Origin of the sequence: Shewanella baltica (genome assembly GCF_900456975.1) — a bacterium.
In the GTDB taxonomy this organism is placed as follows: Bacteria; Pseudomonadota; Gammaproteobacteria; order Enterobacterales; family Shewanellaceae; genus Shewanella; species Shewanella baltica.
In genome coordinates, this window is sequence record NZ_UGYM01000002.1 from 4,899,228 (window position 1) to 4,918,594 (window position 19,367).

15 protein-coding genes, 1 tRNA gene and 3 rRNA genes are annotated in these 19,367 nt (G+C 47.3%); 14 read left to right on the plus strand and 5 right to left on the minus strand.

Annotation, left to right across the window (positions count from 1 at the left end):
* Nucleotides 1-31: 31 nt before the first annotated feature.
* Both aroE and DYH48_RS21860 read left to right on the plus strand, forming a co-directional pair.
* Nucleotides 32-880, plus strand: coding sequence for a shikimate dehydrogenase (gene aroE / locus DYH48_RS21855; protein WP_115335906.1), 849 nt, complete (start codon nt 32-34; stop codon nt 878-880).
* Nucleotides 881-885: 5 nt separating this feature from the next.
* Nucleotides 886-1,161 carry a DUF1488 family protein gene (locus DYH48_RS21860; RefSeq protein WP_006083787.1) on the plus strand — a complete coding sequence of 92 codons (276 nt, stop codon included), beginning with the start codon at nt 886-888 and terminating at the stop codon, nt 1,159-1,161.
* 119 nt (nt 1,162-1,280) lie between these two features.
* Here the strand turns inward: DYH48_RS21860 and DYH48_RS21865 are convergent, their stop codons facing one another.
* Nucleotides 1,281-1,829, minus strand: coding sequence for a gamma carbonic anhydrase family protein (locus DYH48_RS21865; protein WP_115335907.1), 549 nt, complete (start codon nt 1,827-1,829; stop codon nt 1,281-1,283).
* Nucleotides 1,830-2,397: 568 nt separating this feature from the next.
* Between DYH48_RS21865 and DYH48_RS21870 the strand changes: the two genes are divergently transcribed.
* The 6 genes from DYH48_RS21870 (at nt 2,398) to DYH48_RS21895 (ending at nt 8,676) form a co-directional block, all read left to right on the plus strand.
* Nucleotides 2,398-3,942, plus strand: a 16S ribosomal RNA gene (locus DYH48_RS21870).
* A gap of 367 nt (nt 3,943-4,309) precedes the next feature.
* Nucleotides 4,310-7,214 (plus strand): 23S ribosomal RNA (locus DYH48_RS21875).
* A gap of 138 nt (nt 7,215-7,352) precedes the next feature.
* Nucleotides 7,353-7,468 (plus strand): 5S ribosomal RNA (rrf, locus tag DYH48_RS21880).
* Together the 16S, 23S and 5S rRNA genes with 1 tRNA gene alongside form the textbook arrangement of a ribosomal RNA operon.
* A gap of 36 nt (nt 7,469-7,504) precedes the next feature.
* Nucleotides 7,505-7,581, plus strand: a tRNA-Asp gene (locus DYH48_RS21885).
* Between the two features lie 362 nt (nt 7,582-7,943).
* Entirely contained in the window at nt 7,944-8,198 is a 255-nt protein-coding gene (locus tag DYH48_RS21890) for a YkgJ family cysteine cluster protein (RefSeq protein WP_006084804.1), read from the plus strand.
* A gap of 22 nt (nt 8,199-8,220) precedes the next feature.
* Nucleotides 8,221-8,676, plus strand: a complete 456-nt coding sequence (locus DYH48_RS21895; RefSeq protein WP_115333713.1) for an Rrf2 family transcriptional regulator — start codon at nt 8,221-8,223, stop codon at nt 8,674-8,676.
* Here DYH48_RS21895 and DYH48_RS21900 read toward each other — a convergent pair.
* Genes DYH48_RS21900 through gpmM form a run of 4 tightly spaced genes read right to left on the minus strand, consistent with a single transcriptional unit; the run spans nt 8,651 to nt 13,345 of the window.
* Nucleotides 8,651-9,406 carry a divergent polysaccharide deacetylase family protein gene (locus DYH48_RS21900; RefSeq protein ID WP_115335908.1) on the minus strand — a complete coding sequence of 252 codons (756 nt, stop codon included), beginning with the start codon at nt 9,404-9,406 and terminating at the stop codon, nt 8,651-8,653. The genes DYH48_RS21895 and DYH48_RS21900 overlap by 26 nt on opposite strands.
* Nucleotides 9,407-9,418: 12 nt before the next feature.
* Complete coding sequence (locus DYH48_RS21905; protein ID WP_115335909.1) at nt 9,419-10,624, minus strand: S41 family peptidase; 1,206 nt, start codon at nt 10,622-10,624, stop codon at nt 9,419-9,421.
* A gap of 32 nt (nt 10,625-10,656) precedes the next feature.
* Nucleotides 10,657-11,790, minus strand: a complete 1,134-nt coding sequence (locus DYH48_RS21910) for a murein hydrolase activator EnvC family protein (RefSeq protein WP_115335910.1) — start codon at nt 11,788-11,790, stop codon at nt 10,657-10,659.
* 10 nt (nt 11,791-11,800) lie between these two features.
* Nucleotides 11,801-13,345 (minus strand): 2,3-bisphosphoglycerate-independent phosphoglycerate mutase, encoded by a 1,545-nt coding sequence (gene gpmM, locus DYH48_RS21915; protein ID WP_115335911.1) that lies wholly within the window; start codon nt 13,343-13,345, stop codon nt 11,801-11,803.
* Between the two features lie 267 nt (nt 13,346-13,612).
* On the opposite strand from gpmM, the gene DYH48_RS21920 reads away from it, so the two are divergent.
* The 6 genes from DYH48_RS21920 to DYH48_RS21945 all read left to right on the plus strand — a co-directional run bounded on the left by DYH48_RS21920 (nt 13,613) and on the right by DYH48_RS21945 (nt 19,137).
* Entirely contained in the window at nt 13,613-14,047 is a 435-nt protein-coding gene (locus DYH48_RS21920; RefSeq protein WP_006083779.1) for a rhodanese-like domain-containing protein, read from the plus strand.
* A 295-nt stretch (nt 14,048-14,342) separates the two neighbouring features.
* Complete coding sequence (secB, locus tag DYH48_RS21925; protein WP_006083777.1) at nt 14,343-14,828, plus strand: protein-export chaperone SecB; 486 nt, start codon at nt 14,343-14,345, stop codon at nt 14,826-14,828.
* A 4-nt stretch (nt 14,829-14,832) separates the two neighbouring features.
* Nucleotides 14,833-15,849 (plus strand): NAD(P)H-dependent glycerol-3-phosphate dehydrogenase, encoded by a 1,017-nt coding sequence (gene gpsA / locus DYH48_RS21930; RefSeq protein WP_006084809.1) that lies wholly within the window; start codon nt 14,833-14,835, stop codon nt 15,847-15,849.
* A 185-nt stretch (nt 15,850-16,034) separates the two neighbouring features.
* Nucleotides 16,035-17,219 carry a BaiN/RdsA family NAD(P)/FAD-dependent oxidoreductase gene (locus tag DYH48_RS21935; protein WP_115335912.1) on the plus strand — a complete coding sequence of 395 codons (1,185 nt, stop codon included), beginning with the start codon at nt 16,035-16,037 and terminating at the stop codon, nt 17,217-17,219.
* 202 nt (nt 17,220-17,421) lie between these two features.
* Nucleotides 17,422-18,357, plus strand: a complete 936-nt coding sequence (locus tag DYH48_RS21940; protein WP_115335913.1) for a HipA domain-containing protein — start codon at nt 17,422-17,424, stop codon at nt 18,355-18,357.
* 30 nt (nt 18,358-18,387) lie between these two features.
* A complete protein-coding gene (locus DYH48_RS21945; RefSeq protein WP_115335914.1) occupies nt 18,388-19,137 on the plus strand; it encodes an HIRAN domain-containing protein in 750 nt (249 codons plus the stop codon).
* The last annotated feature ends 230 nt before the right edge of the window (nt 19,138-19,367 follow it).

Below are 19,367 nucleotides of genomic sequence, written 5' to 3' on the forward strand. Positions count from 1 at the left end.
AAAGCCATTGAACCTAAAATTTCATATCGCTATGACAGACAGATACGCAGTGTTTGGCAATCCAATTAGCCACAGTAAATCGCCGTTCATCCATGGACAATTTGCCGCGCCCACCCAAGAGTCATTAACCTATGAGGCCATTCTTGCTCCGGTCGATGGTTTTGAAGCCTCATTGACGGCGTTTTTCAATGCGGGCGGTAAGGGCGCCAATGTGACAGTGCCTTTTAAGGAGCAAGCTTTTGCGCTGTGTGGCAGTATTAGCCCAGAAGCCAAACTCGCTGGCGCAGTCAACACCTTAAGTTTATTGGCCGATGGCACTATTCGCGGTGATAACACTGACGGCTTAGGGCTGGTGGCCGATCTCATCGCTAACTTAGGTAGCTTGCAAGATCAGCGCGTGTTAATCATTGGCGCTGGTGGCGCGGCGCGCGGTTGTATTCTGCCGTTATTAAATGCGGGAATTGCGCAGCTGACCATCAGCAATCGCACTCACGCAAAGGCGCAGCTTTTGGTCGATATCTTTACTTCTGTGGATAACGGCGCTTACGCGAGTAAAGTCACCGCCGTAGAAATGAGTGAGCTTGCGGGCGAGTTCGATATCATTATTAATTCAACCTCTGCTAGCCTTGCGGGCGAGTTGCCACCTTTGCCAGCACATATCATCACCACCCAAACCGTTTGTTATGACATGATGTATGGCGCCTCGGTCACCGCGTTTAACCAATGGGCACTCTCCCAAGGTGCGGCGCAAGTCATTGATGGGCTAGGTATGTTAGTCGGACAAGCGGCTAAGAGTTTTACCCTATGGCGAGGTATTGAGCCCGACACCCAAGTGGTGTTGACGCTTTTGCGGGACAAACTAATGGCAGAGCCTAAGTAGGAAGCATGAATCAAAGTATTCTTTTCCCCGATCTGCAATATTGGGACGATGCCCAAGGGCAAATCTGTTTTATGGCGCAATCGCAGGGGATGAACATCAAGTGCTATATCAGTGCTGCTAAATTACGTGAGCTGAATGATTTCTCTGAACAGCCGAGCACCGATGAAGCGGCTGCTATGCTGGCATTATTTGATGCGGTGAGATTTGACGCCGAAGAAATGGCGGAAGACTTAATCGAAGCCGAAGAGTTTGATGAGTTTGGCGCAGTACGCCTAGGCTAGTTTGATAGCGAGTTTCAGTGGATAGATTTTGAATCAATAAATAGCAAAAGGCGGCAGAGACTGAATGAGTCTCTGCCGCCTTTCTTATATAGCGATACTAAGCGACTAACGCTAACTGACTAGATGTTTTGTAACTCAACTAAGTACTCGTTTTTCAGTCTGACATAGTTGTCGGCAGATTCTGGCAAAAAGGCCATTTCGGCAGGTGTTAATGGACGAGCCTGCTTAGCTGGGCTGCCCACATATAAATAGCCGCTCTGTAATACCTTGCCCGGTGGCACTAAAGAGCCCGCACCTAAGATCACATCATCTTCTAAAATCGCACCGTCAAGAATAATCGCGCCCATGCCCACTAATACTCGGTTACCGACTTTGCAACCGTGAAGCATCGCCTTGTGACCAATAGTCACATCATCACCAATAATCAGTGGATGACCATCGGGACGAGCAGCTGACTTACGCGTCACATGCAATATGCTACCGTCTTGCACGTTCGAGCGCTTACCAATACGAATATGGTTAACATCACCACGCGCCGCCACCATAGGCCAAATACTGACATCAGTATCTAACGCAATATCGCCAACAAGCACCGAAGCTTCATCTACATACACATTATTGCCTAATTGAGGATGAATACCTTGGTAAGTTCTGAGTGGCCCTGACATAGAAAAGTCCCTAATTGAGTGGTTTTTTGCATTATAAAGGTTAAAAACTAGCTGGTCAGGTCAAATATCCAACGAACAGTGAGAAAATGACAATTATCTTAAAAATAGGGGTTGCGCACTTTCTCAATCTCCCTATAATGCGCATCCACTGACACGGCAGACAGCGTTAAGCAGCATGATGTGACAGTTCATCAATGAGTTTACTGATTGATGAGTGTTGAGAAAGTTTGCAAAAACTCCTTGACGCGAAACGGGAAATGCGTAGAATACGCAGCCCTAGCCACCTGGAAGCGTTCGGCGCTCAGTGTGGTACTCAAGTCCTCTTACGGATATTGAGTTGCTCTTTAACAAGATAAAACAAGAAATCTGTGTGGACACTCACAGGTGTTGAGTTAATCGAAACTGCTTAACCTTCGGGTTGGCAGTCAAAAATTTAAATCAATGTAACAATGAGTGTTCATAGCAATATGTACAGTTTGTTTCAGCCCTTCTTTTATAAGGAGTGCGAGAAACAAAAAATCAGAATTCATTGAGCCGCTGAAGTCGTAAGACGGAAGCAACAAAACTTTAATTGAAGAGTTTGATCATGGCTCAGATTGAACGCTGGCGGCAGGCCTAACACATGCAAGTCGAGCGGCAGCGGGAAGATAGTTTACTATCTTTGCCGGCGAGCGGCGGACGGGTGAGTAATGCCTAGGGATCTGCCCAGTCGAGGGGGATAACAGTTGGAAACGACTGCTAATACCGCATACGCCCTACGGGGGAAAGGAGGGGACCTTCGGGCCTTCCGCGATTGGATGAACCTAGGTGGGATTAGCTAGTTGGTGAGGTAATGGCTCACCAAGGCGACGATCCCTAGCTGTTCTGAGAGGATGATCAGCCACACTGGGACTGAGACACGGCCCAGACTCCTACGGGAGGCAGCAGTGGGGAATATTGCACAATGGGGGAAACCCTGATGCAGCCATGCCGCGTGTGTGAAGAAGGCCTTCGGGTTGTAAAGCACTTTCAGTAGGGAGGAAAGGTAATAGTTTAATACGCTATTACTGTGACGTTACCTACAGAAGAAGGACCGGCTAACTCCGTGCCAGCAGCCGCGGTAATACGGAGGGTCCGAGCGTTAATCGGAATTACTGGGCGTAAAGCGTGCGCAGGCGGTTTGTTAAGCGAGATGTGAAAGCCCCGGGCTCAACCTGGGAATTGCATTTCGAACTGGCGAACTAGAGTCTTGTAGAGGGGGGTAGAATTCCAGGTGTAGCGGTGAAATGCGTAGAGATCTGGAGGAATACCGGTGGCGAAGGCGGCCCCCTGGACAAAGACTGACGCTCAGGCACGAAAGCGTGGGGAGCAAACAGGATTAGATACCCTGGTAGTCCACGCCGTAAACGATGTCTACTCGGAGTTTGGTGTCTTGAACACTGGGCTCTCAAGCTAACGCATTAAGTAGACCGCCTGGGGAGTACGGCCGCAAGGTTAAAACTCAAATGAATTGACGGGGGCCCGCACAAGCGGTGGAGCATGTGGTTTAATTCGATGCAACGCGAAGAACCTTACCTACTCTTGACATCCACAGAAGCCAGTAGAGATACAGGTGTGCCTTCGGGAACTGTGAGACAGGTGCTGCATGGCTGTCGTCAGCTCGTGTTGTGAAATGTTGGGTTAAGTCCCGCAACGAGCGCAACCCCTATCCTTATTTGCCAGCACGTAATGGTGGGAACTCTAGGGAGACTGCCGGTGATAAACCGGAGGAAGGTGGGGACGACGTCAAGTCATCATGGCCCTTACGAGTAGGGCTACACACGTGCTACAATGGCGAGTACAGAGGGTTGCAAAGCCGCGAGGTGGAGCTAATCTCACAAAGCTCGTCGTAGTCCGGATTGGAGTCTGCAACTCGACTCCATGAAGTCGGAATCGCTAGTAATCGTGGATCAGAATGCCACGGTGAATACGTTCCCGGGCCTTGTACACACCGCCCGTCACACCATGGGAGTGGGCTGCAAAAGAAGTGGGTAGCTTAACCTTCGGGGGGGCGCTCACCACTTTGTGGTTCATGACTGGGGTGAAGTCGTAACAAGGTAGCCCTAGGGGAACCTGGGGCTGGATCACCTCCTTACCTATACGACTAACTTAATGTTTGTTGAGTGTTCACACAGATTGCTTGTTTATCTTCTCTTAGGAGAAGTCAGAGCTGAATGCGCCGCGAGCCGGTACGCATTGTTCTTTAACAATTTGGAAAGCTGATAGTATGTAACGTGATGATGTCTGTCGTCATGTTACTTACAAACCGATGTAAACGTGGAAACGTTTGCATCATGAGTTCTCAAACACTTTATTAAGTGTCTTGAATATTCAAAAGTAAATTATTCTTAGTTGAATAGTTTACGTCTAAGGCGCGTCCACTTCTTTGGTCAGAAGTGAGACAAGTAAAACCAAGCTGGTCGCAATGCGACTCAGGTGAGTGAAACTCATTTGGGTTGTATGGTTAAGCGACTAAGCGTATACGGTGGATGCCTTGGCAGTCAGAGGCGATGAAGGACGTAGTAACTTGCGAAAAGCGTTGGCGAGCTAGTAACAAGCATTTGAGCTAACGATGTCCGAATGGGGGAACCCAGCAGCATAAGCTGTTATCGCAACATGAATACATAGTGTTGCGAGGCGAACCCGGGGAACTGAAACATCTAAGTACCCGGAGGAAAAGAAATCAACCGAGATTCCCCTAGTAGCGGCGAGCGAACGGGGATTAGCCCTTAAGTCAGTGGGGTGTTAGTGGAATGTGTTGGAAAGCACAGCGGCACAGGGTGATAGCCCCGTACATGAAAACTAACCATTGATGAAAACGAGTAAGGCGGGACACGTGACATCCTGTTTGAATATGGGGGGACCATCCTCCAAGGCTAAATACTCCTGACTGACCGATAGTGAACCAGTACCGTGAGGGAAAGGCGAAAAGAACCCCTGTGAGGGGAGTGAAATAGAACCTGAAACCGTATACGTACAAGCAGTGGGAGCGGTTCTTGAGACCGTGACTGCGTACCTTTTGTATAATGGGTCAGCGACTTACATTTTGTAGCGAGGTTAAGCGAATAGCGGAGCCGTAGGGAAACCGAGTGTTAACTGCGCGTTTAGTTGCAAGGTGTAGACCCGAAACCCGGTGATCTAGCCATGGGCAGGTTGAAGGTTGAGTAACATCAACTGGAGGACCGAACCGACTAATGTTGAAAAATTAGCGGATGACTTGTGGCTGGGGGTGAAAGGCCAATCAAACCGGGAGATATCTGGTTCTCCTCGAAAGCTATTTAGGTAGCGCCTCGAGCGAATACCATTGGGGGTAGAGCACTGTTAAGGCTAGGGGGTCATCCCGACTTACCAACCCTTTGCAAACTCCGAATACCAATGAGTACTACTCGGGAGACAGACGGCGGGTGCTAACGTCCGTCGTCAAAAGGGAAACAACCCAGACCGTCAGCTAAGGTCCCAAAGTACTAGCTAAGTGGGAAACGATGTGGGAAGGCTTAGACAGCTAGGATGTTGGCTTAGAAGCAGCCATCATTTAAAGAAAGCGTAATAGCTCACTAGTCGAGTCGGCCTGCGCGGAAGATGTAACGGGGCTAAGCTAGTCACCGAAGCTACGGGTGCATTTCATTAGAGATGCGCGGTAGAGGAGCGTTCTGTAAGCCGTTGAAGGTGAAGGGGTAACCCACGCTGGAGGTATCAGAAGTGCGAATGCTGACATGAGTAACGATAAAGGGGGTGAAAAACCCCCTCGCCGAAAGACCAAGGGTTCCTGTCCAACGTTAATCGGGGCAGGGTGAGTCGACCCCTAAGGTGAGGCCGAAAGGCGTAATCGATGGGAAACAGATTAATATTTCTGTACTTCCGCTAACTGCGATGGAGAGACGGAGAAGGCTAGGCTAGCGCGGCGTTGGTAGTCCGCGTTTAAGGTGGTAGGTTGATTTCTTAGGCAAATCCGGGGAATCGCACTTTAGTGTGCAGACTGAGAGCTGATGACGAGGTCCTAAGGGACTGAAGTAGTTGATGCCATGCTTCCAGGAAAATCTTCTAAGCTTCAGGTTAGTGGGAATCGTACCCCAAACCGACACAGGTGGTCGGGTAGAGAATACCAAGGCGCTTGAGAGAACTCGGCTGAAGGAACTAGGCAAAATGGTACCGTAACTTCGGGAGAAGGTACGCTCCTGTTGGTGATGAGACTTGCTCTCTAAGCTGACGGGAGTCGCAGATACCAGGTGGCTGCAACTGTTTATCAAAAACACAGCACTGTGCAAACTCGCAAGAGGAAGTATACGGTGTGACGCCTGCCCGGTGCCGGAAGGTTAATTGATTGGGTTATCGCAAGAGAAGCTCATGATCGAAGCCCCGGTAAACGGCGGCCGTAACTATAACGGTCCTAAGGTAGCGAAATTCCTTGTCGGGTAAGTTCCGACCTGCACGAATGGCGTAATGATGGCCACGCTGTCTCCAGCCGAGACTCAGTGAAGTTGAAATTGCGGTGAAGATGCCGTATACCCGCGGCTAGACGGAAAGACCCCGTGAACCTTTACTATAGCTTGGCACTGAACATTGAACCTACATGTGTAGGATAGGTGGGAGACTTTGAAGTTGTGACGCTAGTCATGATGGAGTCGTCCTTGAAATACCACCCTTGTAGTTTTGATGTTCTAACCTAGGTCCCTTATCGGGATTAGGGACAGTGCCTGGTGGGTAGTTTGACTGGGGCGGTCTCCTCCCAAAGAGTAACGGAGGAGCACGAAGGTTGGCTAAGTACGGTCGGACATCGTACGGTTAGTGCAATGGCATAAGCCAGCTTAACTGCGAGACATACACGTCGAGCAGGTACGAAAGTAGGTCATAGTGATCCGGTGGTTCTGAATGGAAGGGCCATCGCTCAACGGATAAAAGGTACTCCGGGGATAACAGGCTGATACCGCCCAAGAGTTCATATCGACGGCGGTGTTTGGCACCTCGATGTCGGCTCATCACATCCTGGGGCTGAAGTCGGTCCCAAGGGTATGGCTGTTCGCCATTTAAAGTGGTACGCGAGCTGGGTTCAGAACGTCGTGAGACAGTTCGGTCCCTATCTGCCGTGGGCGTTGGATGATTGAAGGGAGCTGCTCCTAGTACGAGAGGACCGGAGTGGACGAACCGCTGGTGTTCGGGTTGTCATGCCAATGGCATTGCCCGGTAGCTACGTTCGGAATCGATAACCGCTGAAAGCATCTAAGCGGGAAGCGAGCCCTAAGATGAGTCATCCCTAGGAATTTAATTCCTCTAAAGAGCCGTTCGAGACTAGGACGTTGATAGGCATGGTGTGTAAGCGTTGTGAGGCGTTGAGCTAACATGTACTAATGACTCGAGAGGCTTAACCATACAACCCAGATGGGTTTTACTGAAAGCCTTAGACAGAATATAGACACTTAATGAAGTGTGAACTCAAACAAAGCAAATCAGCTTTCCGAATTATTATTAACGTGGTCCAGAGATGGACACGGTAATAAACAGAATTTGCTTGGTGACAATAGCCTTGTGGAACCACCTGATCCCATCCCGAACTCAGAAGTGAAACGCAAACGCGCCGATGGTAGTGTGGGGTCTCCCCATGTGAGAGTAGGTCATCGCCAAGCGCCTAATTTAGGTTAACGTGCAAACGTTAGACTAAAGGAGCGGTAGTTCAGTTGGTTAGAATACCGGCCTGTCACGCCGGGGGTCGCGGGTTCGAGTCCCGTCCGCTCCGCCAACATTTCGATAAGCCCTAACAGCAATGTTAGGGCTTTTTCGTATCTGGAATTTATCTATTTCTATTGTCGCGGCCGTCCCCGTCCAACAGCATCCCTGCTTAACTGCCCTGCTTAACAGCCCTGCTTAACAGCCCTGCTTAACAGCCCTGCTTAACAGCCCTGCTTGGCATCGCTACCTCACATTCGTCGGCGTAAAATTTAAATCTCAGCCTACTTTTTGTTTAAGTTCGTCCTGCTTATTAATATTATGTCTTTCACGCACAGAATTGCGCTTGTGCGTGACTTGGCAGTATTGACCTGTGACACTGATCTCGGACAAATTAAACGGTATAATGCCTTATGTCTTTCATGAGTAACGAAAATGAATTGTCGTCTTGGGTGTGGTGCTTGCTGTATTGCGCCTTCAATTAGCAGCAGTATTCCTGGTATGCCAAATGGTAAGGCTGCGGGTGAGCGTTGTGTGCAGCTGAGTGATGCCAATTTATGTTTGATCTTCGGCTCGCCCGATCGTCCCGCGGTTTGTAGTGATTTCGATGCATCGGAAGATGTATGCGGTCATTCGAACGAAGAGGCGCTTTGGTTGATTACCCAACTCGAAGCTCAAACCTCTCATTAAGTTTATCGCTGACAGGTGAAATATGCAGTTAACTCGTTATACCGATTTTGGCGTTCGAACCTTGATGTATTTGGCGGTTCAGCCAGACAGAACCACTTTATTTAGAATTGCTGAAATTACTCAGGTATTTGATCTGTCTCCAAATCATGTCTCTAAGATAGTGCATCATTTAGGCAAGATGGGTTACCTCGAAACCATTCGCGGCAAGATGGGCGGTTTCCGTTTGGGTAAGTCTGCGAGTGAGATTAACTTAGGTCAGTTAGTTCGGGTGTTAGAAAACTCGTTGGCGCCGATTGATTGCAGTAAACCTTACTGCCGATTCACGCCTGCCTGTAAGCTGAAAGGCGTGTTAGCACAAGCAGTTGAAGCCTATTTGAATGTGCTCGATCAATATACTCTGCTGGACATTGTGAGTAATCGTGATGAGTTACTTGCCTTGTTGCCTGACATGTCTATCTCAGTGTTACAGCTGGATTAGTTCCATTTTTGTGTGCAATGCCGATGGGGAGCAAGCTTGATGCAGGTACTAGATCAATCCCCTCGGTTTTTAGTCTTTGTAGATTGGCCTTTAAGAAGCGCATGGTTTCTGGATAAGGATGGGCAATCGCCACTAGGCTACCTTGAGTATGTGCCTGACTTATCATTAAGTTAAATTGTCTTTCGAGTGCTTTGGCACTGGTATCATTGTCTAGAAACAGTTGGCGTTTTAATAACGGCACGCCCAACTGATCCGCTGTCTCTCCCGCCTTAGTGAACCTTGTTGTCATGCTATCGATAAAATACAGATGCTTTTGTTTGAGTGTTTCCATCACCCACAGCATAGGAGCATCGAGTTGAGTCAGTAAGCTCCCCATGTGGTTATTGGCACCTTTAGCAAAAGGAACGCTGTTAATTGCATCGACAACACTGGCGCGAATTTGTGCCTCAGTCATAGTATTGGTCAATCCACCCAGCCCTAACGCCTTACCATTAAGCGCCTGCATAGGCAGATGCAGCATGATTTCGTGGCCCTTTTTATGGCCAGCATTTGCGAGTTCTTTGCCTAGAGGAGTATGAGGCAACACTGAGAGTGTCACTGTGCTGGGCAGTGCCAGCACGGCTTGATCGGTATGACGATAACCTATGTCATCAATAATGAGGGCAATTTGAGCAGCATGACTTTGAGAAATGCTTAGGGCCAATAGGGCCAAGGAATAAAGTAAGCGCACAGTTTCTTCTTATTAGTCATGATGCTGTATCCATGCAATAGCTGAGGTCACTTGATGATCTTGGGCCAGAGATGCATGGGCGGATAGGGCGTCGATTATAGCCAAATTACCCGCGCCGGAACCAGTTTCTGCGGCAATTTTTATGTCTGGGACGATTCCTATGTTGTGAATGTTTTCACCTCTGGGGGTATTGTACTGGGCAATGGTGAGTTTTATCGCGTTACCATCTTCTAAGATGGGGATCAGGCTTTGTACTGTGCCTTTACCGAAACTGGTCTCACCTAACAGCTTAGCTCGACCATTTTCCTGCAGTGCGGCGGCGAGCACTTCGGATGCTGAGGCCGAACCTTTGTTGATCAATACTAGCATGGGCACGTTAGTCAGCATGGTTTGTGGTGAGGCATAGTAGTCGGAGTTGGCATCGAAGAAGCGGCCAGAGGTTGAGACTATTCGGCCCTTGGCGAGGAATAGGTCAGCAATTTTAACGGCTTGGTCGAGCAGGCCGCCGGGATTATTACGTAAATCTAAGATGAGTCCGGCAAGCGGTTTGTTTTGCCATTGGCTAAGTGAGCGCACCATATCTTCGGTCGAGTTTTCTTGGAAGCTACTTAATCTGACATACCCAATATTGCCATCAAGCAGTTGAGTGGTGACAGATTCGATAGTGATAGTGCTCGGCTTGAGTGACACCTCAAAGGTCGCATCGTCATTGCTGTGCTTAAGCACTAGCTTAATGCTTTGATTGCTGAGGCTATGTTTTTTTATCTCGGCAAGGATATTGGCGAGGTTAGTCTCGGTCGCCAGTGTGTCGTTGAGCTTAACGATAATGTCGCCTGCGCGTATTCCGGCTTGTTCTGCAGGGGAATGGGCGAAGGGGGCGATGATGTTGATGTGGTTATTTTGGGTTGCGACTTCGAAGCCGAAACCAAAATATTCTCCGCGATTGGAGTCTTTGAGATCGAGTAATTCTTGGTGATTCAAAAAGCTGGAATAGGGATCTAAGTGCTCAAAAATACCTTTGATTGCCGCTTGCACTAACTCTTCTTTCGAAACGGTTTTCACATAATAAGTTTCAACAGTTTCAAGTACATCTTGCAGTAACGGATAGTCAAAATCACTGCGATAGGACTTAGCGTTCTCTTGACTAGAGAGGCTGATGGATAGGCCCAAAGTCAGGCCTAATCCAACGCAACTGATATAGCGGATCATGTGTTTCATAGCCGTCCCCTGTGATGAGGGGACCGTTATGATTAGCGACAGTATTTCGCTGGATCGACGGCTTGCCCCTTGTGCCTTATTTCAAAGTATAGGCCAGCCTCGCTCTGTCCACCCGAACGTCCGACTAAAGCTATCGCTTCGCCGCTTTTTACCATGTCGCCAGGGCTTTTTAATAGGGTTTGAGCATGGCCGTAAAGACTCATATAACCTTTGCCATGATCGATAACCATCACTAAACCAAAACCACGTAACCAGTCGGCATAAATAACCTTACCACCTGAAACGGCTCGAATATTTTGCCCTTCTGGTGCGGATAACATAGTGCCTTTCCACACCACTTGGCCGGAACGTTGGCTGCCAAAGCTGGCACTGACGCGACCTTTAGTCGGCCATTTGAGTTTGCCACTTTGTTTACCAAAACCTTCCATCGAAGGATTGTCTTTCATGGCCCGCAGCGCTTGTTCGACCACACGCTTTAAGCTGGCCTCTTCAATTTGCAACTGCTCCAGCTCAGCGCCCTTAGAATTTAAGGTGCGTTGCAGCTCTTTGATGGTCAGTTGTCGCTGATCTTGTTCTTGGCTCAAACGTTTGGCTTGGACCTGTTGTTCGGCCACGAGTTTGGTTAATTGTTTTTGCTTACTCGTTTGCGACACCTTGATCTCATCTAGCTCGGTCAAGGTTTGCTTTAATTCGTTGATCGACTTCATCCGCGCTTTATTGAGGTATTGGTAATAGGCCAACATACGCTCGATAGTGGCAGGACTTTGCTGATTGAGCATCATCTTAGTGTAATCGTGATTACCGGCAAGATAGGCGCTCGACAGCTGTTTCGACAGTGTTTGTTGCTGACTCACTTTAAGCGTTTCTAACTCATCTTGACGTTGTTTCAGCTCGGTCAGTTTAGTGTCGATTTGCGCTAAGCTATTTTTGGTGCTGTTGACTTTTTTGGCCGCTGACGCAATTGCTTCTTCATCGCTTCGCAGCAATGACAGCAATTTTTCTCTTTGTTTACTGGTGGTTTTTAACGCGCTTTGTTGTTGATTTATTTGCGATTGGATTGATTTCAACTCGGACTGACGCTTCTCCAAATCAGAAGCGTTGGCCGAGAAACATAACATCATAAAGCCAGCAAGAATGCTGGCTTTGACAAGGAGTCGAGTGCTCACTAGGTAACGGTTACTCTTTAATGTGGATTAAGGGCTTGCCCGTCATCTCTGCTGGAATGGCTTCGCCAATCAAGGTCAAGATAGTCGGTGCGACATCGCTGAGTTTACCACCTTCATCTATGGTCGCATCGCGGCCCACAAAGACGAAAGGTACCAGTTCACTGGTGTGGGCTGTGTGTGCCTGACCTGTGGTTTCGTCCGTCATTTGCTCGGCGTTGCCGTGGTCGGCGGTAATAATGCATTCACCACCCACTTTCGCCAGCGCATCCACTACACGGCCGATACAAGCGTCAACTGCTTCACAGGCTTGAACGGCGGCATCGAAATTACCCGTGTGGCCAACCATGTCGCCATTCGGATAGTTACAGATGATCACGTCGTACTTGGTCGACTCAATCGCCGCCACTAACTTGTCGGTCAGCTCGGCTGAACTCATCTCAGGCTGTAGATCGTAAGTCGCCACTTTAGGTGAGTTGATTAGGATGCGATCTTCACCTTCGAATGGCTCTTCTTTGCCGCCGTTGAAGAAGAAAGTCACATGGGCGTATTTCTCAGTTTCAGAAATACGCAGTTGAGTACGACCTTGTTTTTGCAGCACTTCACCTAAGGTATTCACCAAGTTTTCAGATGGATACGCGATAGGTGCTTTGATGTCGCCGGCGTACTCAGTCAGAGTGACAAAGTGCATTTTCGGCACTACAGCACGTTCGAAACCATCGAAGTCTGGGTTGATAAAGCTACGGGTGATTTGGCGGGCACGGTCGGCACGGAAGTTCATAAATATCAGTGCATCGCCATCTTGCAAGGTCGCAACTTGGCCGTCTGCATCTGTAATTGCCGATGAAGAGACGAACTCGTCATTCTCGTTACGCTCGTAAGCCGCTTCCAATGCAGTAACCGCATTGTCGTATTGGAATTTTGACTTGCCTTGGGTGATTAAATCGTAGGCTTGCGAGACGCGATCCCAACGATTATCCCTGTCCATTGCAAAGTAACGACCAATCATCGAGGCGATACGGCCATGGCCTAATGTAGTAAACAGATCATCAAAATGGCTCAAGCTGCTCTTAGCGCTACGCGGTGGTGTATCGCGGCCGTCGAGGAAAGCGTGCAAGTAAACCTTAGTTGCGCCACGGGCAACGGCCATACGGCACATCGCTTCGATATGCTCTTCATGGCTGTGAACACCACCGGCAGAAAGCAGACCCATAATGTGCACTGCGCCACCGGCTTTAATGGCCGAGTCAACCGCATCACACAGGGCTGGATTTTGTTCAAACTCATGATCTGCAATGGCTTTACTGATGCGAGTGAGTTCTTGATAAACCACACGGCCAGAGCCTAAGTTAATGTGGCCAACTTCAGAATTTCCCATCTGGCCATCAGGTAAGCCTACATCTAAGCCAGAACCTGAAATCAAACTATGTGGATATTGAGCGTTGAGACGGTCGAGTACCGGAGTATTGGCGTGGAAAATCGCATTGTTATGCGTGTTTTCACGGTAGCCCCAGCCATCGAGGATCAACAACGCGAGCGGACGTTTAGCTGTCGTCATAGTGATACCTTTAAGTTTTATAGAAGCGATAGAAATCTGAAATTGGTCAAATATTACTACGTTAGCGGGGTATGAAAAAGCGCTTTACCCCGATTAAGGTCATCGAATCACTAATTCGTCCGATTCTGTGGCTGGCTTGTAACAAGCACCTAGGCAATTGCGCTAAAAGTGCGATCTCGAACTGTGACTAAACTGCTGCAATCTGCCAAGGCAATCGGTATACTCTGTGCCCTTATCGAATTTTCGCCATTTATGCGGGCAATCATCATGCAAGAATATATCGAATTTTTTAAAGCTCACTCAATGTTAAGTCTGGCCTGGGTGGGATTATTTGTTGTGCTTGTCGCGAGTATCATCAAATCGAGCATGTCAAAAATCAAAAGTATTTCTCACCAAGAACTGACAATTATGGTGAACAGACAAGACGCTAAAGTCGTTGATGTGCGCTCTAATGACGAGTTCCGCAAGGGGCATATTGTTGATGCAATTAACGTTACGCTAGCAGATATTAAAAATAATCAGATATCTGCCCTTGAAAAGTTTAAAGCCAGTCCCATTATATTGGTATGCAATGCTGGCATGACCTCGTCTCAAGCCGCTCAGCTTTTAAGCCAACAAGGTTTCGAAAACCTGTATAACTTGAAAGGTGGTATGGGTGAATGGCAGGCAGCAAATATGCCTGTTTCAAAAAGCAAAAGATAAGTTGTCGGCGGCAGTTATGATTTAAGCTGCACCCTATCCTTTAGGCAGTGTAGCAATACAGTCATCATTGTTTGGCATACTGATCCTGCGGTCGCTAAGGGCTTAATGTAAGTTTTTAGACTGGTTCGATCGATACCCGAATATGGGTGCAAGTTGGGATGATACCGAGATCTGATACAGGCCTTGAGTAACATAAGCCCCGAGCCAATTTACGTTCAAAGATGAATTGGCTTTCAAATAATAATTGGCTTTCAACGAAAAGCCGATACAACATTGATAGGATAGGTAGGAAATTATGGCTGAAGTAGCAAACAACGAACAACAAGCCCCACAATTCAACATCCAACGTGTTTACACTAAAGATGTGTCTTTCGAAACGCCTAACAGCCCAGCTGTATTCCAAAAAGAATGGAACCCAGAAGTTAAGTTAGATTTAGACACGCGCAGCGCTAAATTAGCTGACGATGTGTATGAAGTTGTCCTGTCTTTAACGGTAACTGCACAAAACGGTGGCGATACCGCTTTCCTATGTGAAGTACAACAAGCTGGTATCTTCTCTATCACTGGTCTGACTGAGCCACAACTGGCCCATTCATTAGGTGCATACTGCCCTAACATCCTATTCCCATATGCTCGCGAAACCGTGGGCAGCTTAGTCGGTCGTGGTACTTTCCCACAACTGAACTTAGCACCAGTTAACTTCGACGCGCTGTTTGCTCAATACGTGCAACAACGTCAAGCTGCTGCGACTGCACCAGCTGCCGAAGAAGCTAACGCTTAATTACATGAAAAACTCTGCCGATATCACGGTATTAGGGGCGGGCTCTTATGGCACCGCCCTTGCCATTTCTTTAGCCAGCAACGGTCATAAGACCTTGTTATGGGGACACGATCCTGTCCACATGCAAACGCTTGCTCAAGACAAGTGCAACCAAGCGTTTTTGCCTGGTATTGCGTTTCCTGATTGTTTACAGATCGAAGCCGATTTAGCCAAAGCCTTAGCTGCCAGTAATAATGTGTTAGTGGTAGTGCCAAGCCATGTGTTTGGAACTGTGCTTGAGCAAGCTAAACCGTTACTCCGTAGCGATGCGCGCATCGTATGGGCAACGAAAGGGCTCGAGCCTGAAACCGGACGTTTGCTGCAAGATGTGGCCCGTGATGTGTTAGGTGAGCAATATCCGCTGGCGGTGTTATCTGGGCCGACCTTCGCGAAAGAATTAGCCATGGGTTTACCTACGGCCATTTCGGTTGCGGGTACTTGTCCTACGTTCACCAACGATCTCGTCGAGCTGTTACACAGCCCTAAACGTTTGCGGGTTTACGCCAACGACGACTTTACCGGACTGCAACTTGGCGGTGCGGTAAAGAACGTGATCGCGATTGGTGCGGGTATGTCTGACGGCATCGGCTTTGGTGCCAATGCCAGAACGGCCTTGATTACCCGTGGTTTAGTCGAGTTAACTCGTTTAGGCGAAGCCTTAGGGGCCAATGCGGCCACCTTTATGGGAATGGCGGGGTTAGGCGACTTAGTGTTGACCTGTACCGACAACCAATCCCGTAACCGTCGTTTCGGTTTAGCCTTAGGTAAAGGCTGTGATGTGATCACTGCACAGGCTGAAATCGGCCAAGTGGTTGAAGGTTATCGCAATACCAAAGAAGTGTTTACGCTTGCGAAACGCCTTGGGGTTGAAATGCCAATCACCGAGCAGATTTACCAAGTCTTGTACCAAGGTAAATCGCCCGTCGATGCTGCGAAAGAATTGCTCAGCAGAGAAAAGAAATCAGAAACGCCCGCGCAATAAACCGCGAGCCGCAATGATGCTGAATAAAGGAAAGGGTGCTAAAATAGCGCCCTTTTTTGTGCCTAACGTTTGAGCTTATCTTTGCTCCGTTTAGCGGTTGCTGGCTTGCCTGCTAAAGGTTCGTGAGTCAGCAAACTGCCTGTTGGCAGTCAATACCAATCAATTTATCTGTGTGGAGTAAGAGCGTGAAACATCATGATGTCATTATTATCGGAGCCGGCGCCGCGGGATTGATGTGTGCAGCGACCGCGGGTTACCGAGGCCGTGATGTACTCGTACTCGACAATGCCAAGCAAGCCGGGCGTAAAATCCTCATCAGCGGCGGCGGGCGTTGTAACTTCACTAACTTTAAAGTCGAGCCCGCTAACTTCCTCTGTGGTAATCCCCACTTTGTTAAGTCGGCACTCGCGCGTTATCCGTCGCACCAGTTTATTGAACTGGTCGAGCGCCACGGCATTGAATACCACGAACGCGACCACGGCCAACTGTTTTGCAATGACTCGGCTAAAGAGATAGTCACTATGCTATTGACCGAGTGTGAATGGGCAGGCGTTACCATTAAGCTGCGCACCGATATTCTGGCTGTTAAAAAGACCGAGGCAGGGCGCTTTGAGCTCAATACCTCTAATGGCGAACTAAGCTGCGACTCACTAGTTATCGCCACGGGCGGCTTATCCATGCCTAAACTCGGCGCCACGCCTTACGGTTATCAACTGGCCGAGCAATTTGGTCTCAAAGTATTGCCAACTCACGCGGGTTTAGTGCCTTTTACATGGCACAGTGAAGATAAAATTCGCTTCGAACCTTTGTCGGGCATCGCAGTGCCGAGCCGCATTACCGCCAAAGATGGCACTGCATTTAGCGAAGCGTTGCTATTCACTCACCGCGGCTTATCTGGCCCCGCAATTTTGCAGATTTCCAACTATTGGAAAGCGGGCGAAACCATAGAAATCGATCTCTTGCCGAATATGGATTTGGCGCAATTGCTAGAGCAACAATTCGCCGCGCACCCTAAGCAAAGCCTGCGCAACACCCTCAGCCAGTGGTTACCTAAACGTTTGGTTGAAGTGCTATTCGATGAAGCTCTGTTGAATAAAGCCTTAAATCAGCTAGTGCACGCCGAGCGCGCAAAATTAGTCGATGATATCCACCGTTGGACACTATTAATGAACGGCACTGAAGGCTACCGCACCGCAGAAGTGACCTTAGGTGGTATTGATAGTAATGAGTTGTCATCCAAAACCATGGAAGCCAGTAAAGTCGCAGGACTCTACTTTATTGGTGAAGTCATGGACGTAAGTGGTTGGTTAGGCGGGTTTAATTTCCAATGGGCCTGGGCATCCGGCGTGGCTGCAGGAAAAGCGGTTTAGAGAATCTGGTTTATTATCTTTACGTTTGTAGTTGGATCAACTTTGAGCAACTAGATTATGTTAAAGTAACTATTCTAAAGTGGTGTTTGTCTTTTTTTGGCTCTTGAAGTGTAAATATTTGCTTGGAAACTTAAATGGTATTCGCAATTCTGAGTAATGCTATATTTCATCATGGCTAGAACTTATTCAGGGACGTATAAAGTTGGCAAATTACTCAATTATTGATATTTCTGATCAAGATATTGATGGTTTTGAGCAGATGGGGACCAAATCAAAATTTTGGTATACCGACTCACAAACGGGAGAAGAGTTTCTCTTTAAGTCCATTCATACCGAAGATCGTCAAGGAAACCCCATTGAAAGAAAAGGTGAAGACTGGGCTGAAAAAATTGCTTGTGGTATTGCTGAAGCTTTAGGTATTCCACATGCTCATTATGATCTAGCAAACTATCAAGGTAAAAGAGGAATTCGAAGTAAGAAATTCACCGATACCGGAGATAATATGTTTTTTGGTAATCAGCTGATTGAGCATGTAGCGAATAGAATTAATATCCCTTTAGAGATTGGACAGCGTTCACAAAAAATTGATCGTGTAGCGGTAATTTTAGCTCGACTAGTTGTAAACCCTCCCAAAGAGTGGGTCCCTACCGATAATATAAAGTCGGCTTTTGACGTATTTATTGGTTACTTGCTATTAGACACTTTGATTTCTAATCAAGATCGCCATAACGAAAACTGGGCGATGATTACAGATGGTAGCAAGAGTTTCCTTGCACCGTCCTTTGACCATGCCGCTAGTCTTGGAAGAAATGAATCTATTGAGAAAATGCGCGAAATTTTGGCTAGTAAGGATGAGGGCCGACAGATTTCAGCTTATGTCAGCAGAAGTAAGTCTCACTTTTATAATGGAAATGAGCGGCTAAAAACTCTTGCAGCCTTTTTGAGCTTTGGGCAATACAGGAAAAAGGCAACTATGGAGTGGTTAACAAGACTTGAAACATTCGATCATGATTCAATGTTTTTAATTGTAAATGGCGTTCCAGAGGCAATGATGGGAAGCATTGAAAAAGAGTTTTGTATGGGTATATTAATTGCTAATAAAAACCGTATATTGCAGAATAAAGAATTGTTTATATAGAAAAATTTAAGAGGATAAGGGAACTATTTCATGAAAAGTGTGTTTGTCATTTGGAAAGATAGCGAGGATGGAATGTGGCATCCTGTAGCTAAGCTTACTCGTTCAGAAGACGGGTATCGTTTCTATTACACCAAAGGCGCAAACAATAAAAATTTTATAGCATTCCCTCGTATGGATGATTTAGCAAAAGTATATCATTCAGCGTCAATGTTTTCTTTTTTCACCAACCGTCTCATTCCTACAAATAGACCAGAATTTAAAATGATGTTGGAATGGTCAGATATTCATGCTCAAGGCTATGATGAACTTGATTTACTTGGTGTTTCTGGTGGCGCGAGAAAAACGGATGAGTTTCGTATTATTCCCGAACCAGAGGTTACTCTAAGTGGTCTATACAAAATTCGTTTTTTCATTAGTGGCGTAAGATACTTGACTGCAGAAGGTGCGGATCGTGTTAAAAAGTTAGAAGAAGGAGAAGAGCTAACGTTAGTTTATGAGGATACAAACTTACATGATTGCAAAGCTATTTTAGTAGCTACTAAAGATAATGTTCCCGTTGGCTACTGCCCTAAATATTTCAATTGCGATATCCGAGCTCTTCTCGAAGATCCGAAGCTGAGCTCCCACTCTTTGAGAGTTGTGAAAGTAAATCAGGATGCGCCAAGTCAATTTAGAGTGTTATGTGAATTCGTTACTAGATGGCCTAAGGGATTTAGCCCATTAGTTTCTGAAGAGTATTTAACATATACAAGCCTAAGTAACGCTAAAGAATGTAATTAGCTTCAACTATCTGATTATGATGGATTTTTATCCTTCCTGTAGATCCTGTGCTAAGGTTAATTAACATATTTAGATGTCGAAATAAGCCACAAGTCAAGTGGCTTTTTATTTCCTTTTTTTCAAAAAACAACGGTTTTATTCTAACAACGCGATATGTCCTATGACTTAGGATCTCTTTGACTCTTCACCAATTTGTGGCTTTCTAGGTCCTTGATGTCAAGAATACCAAC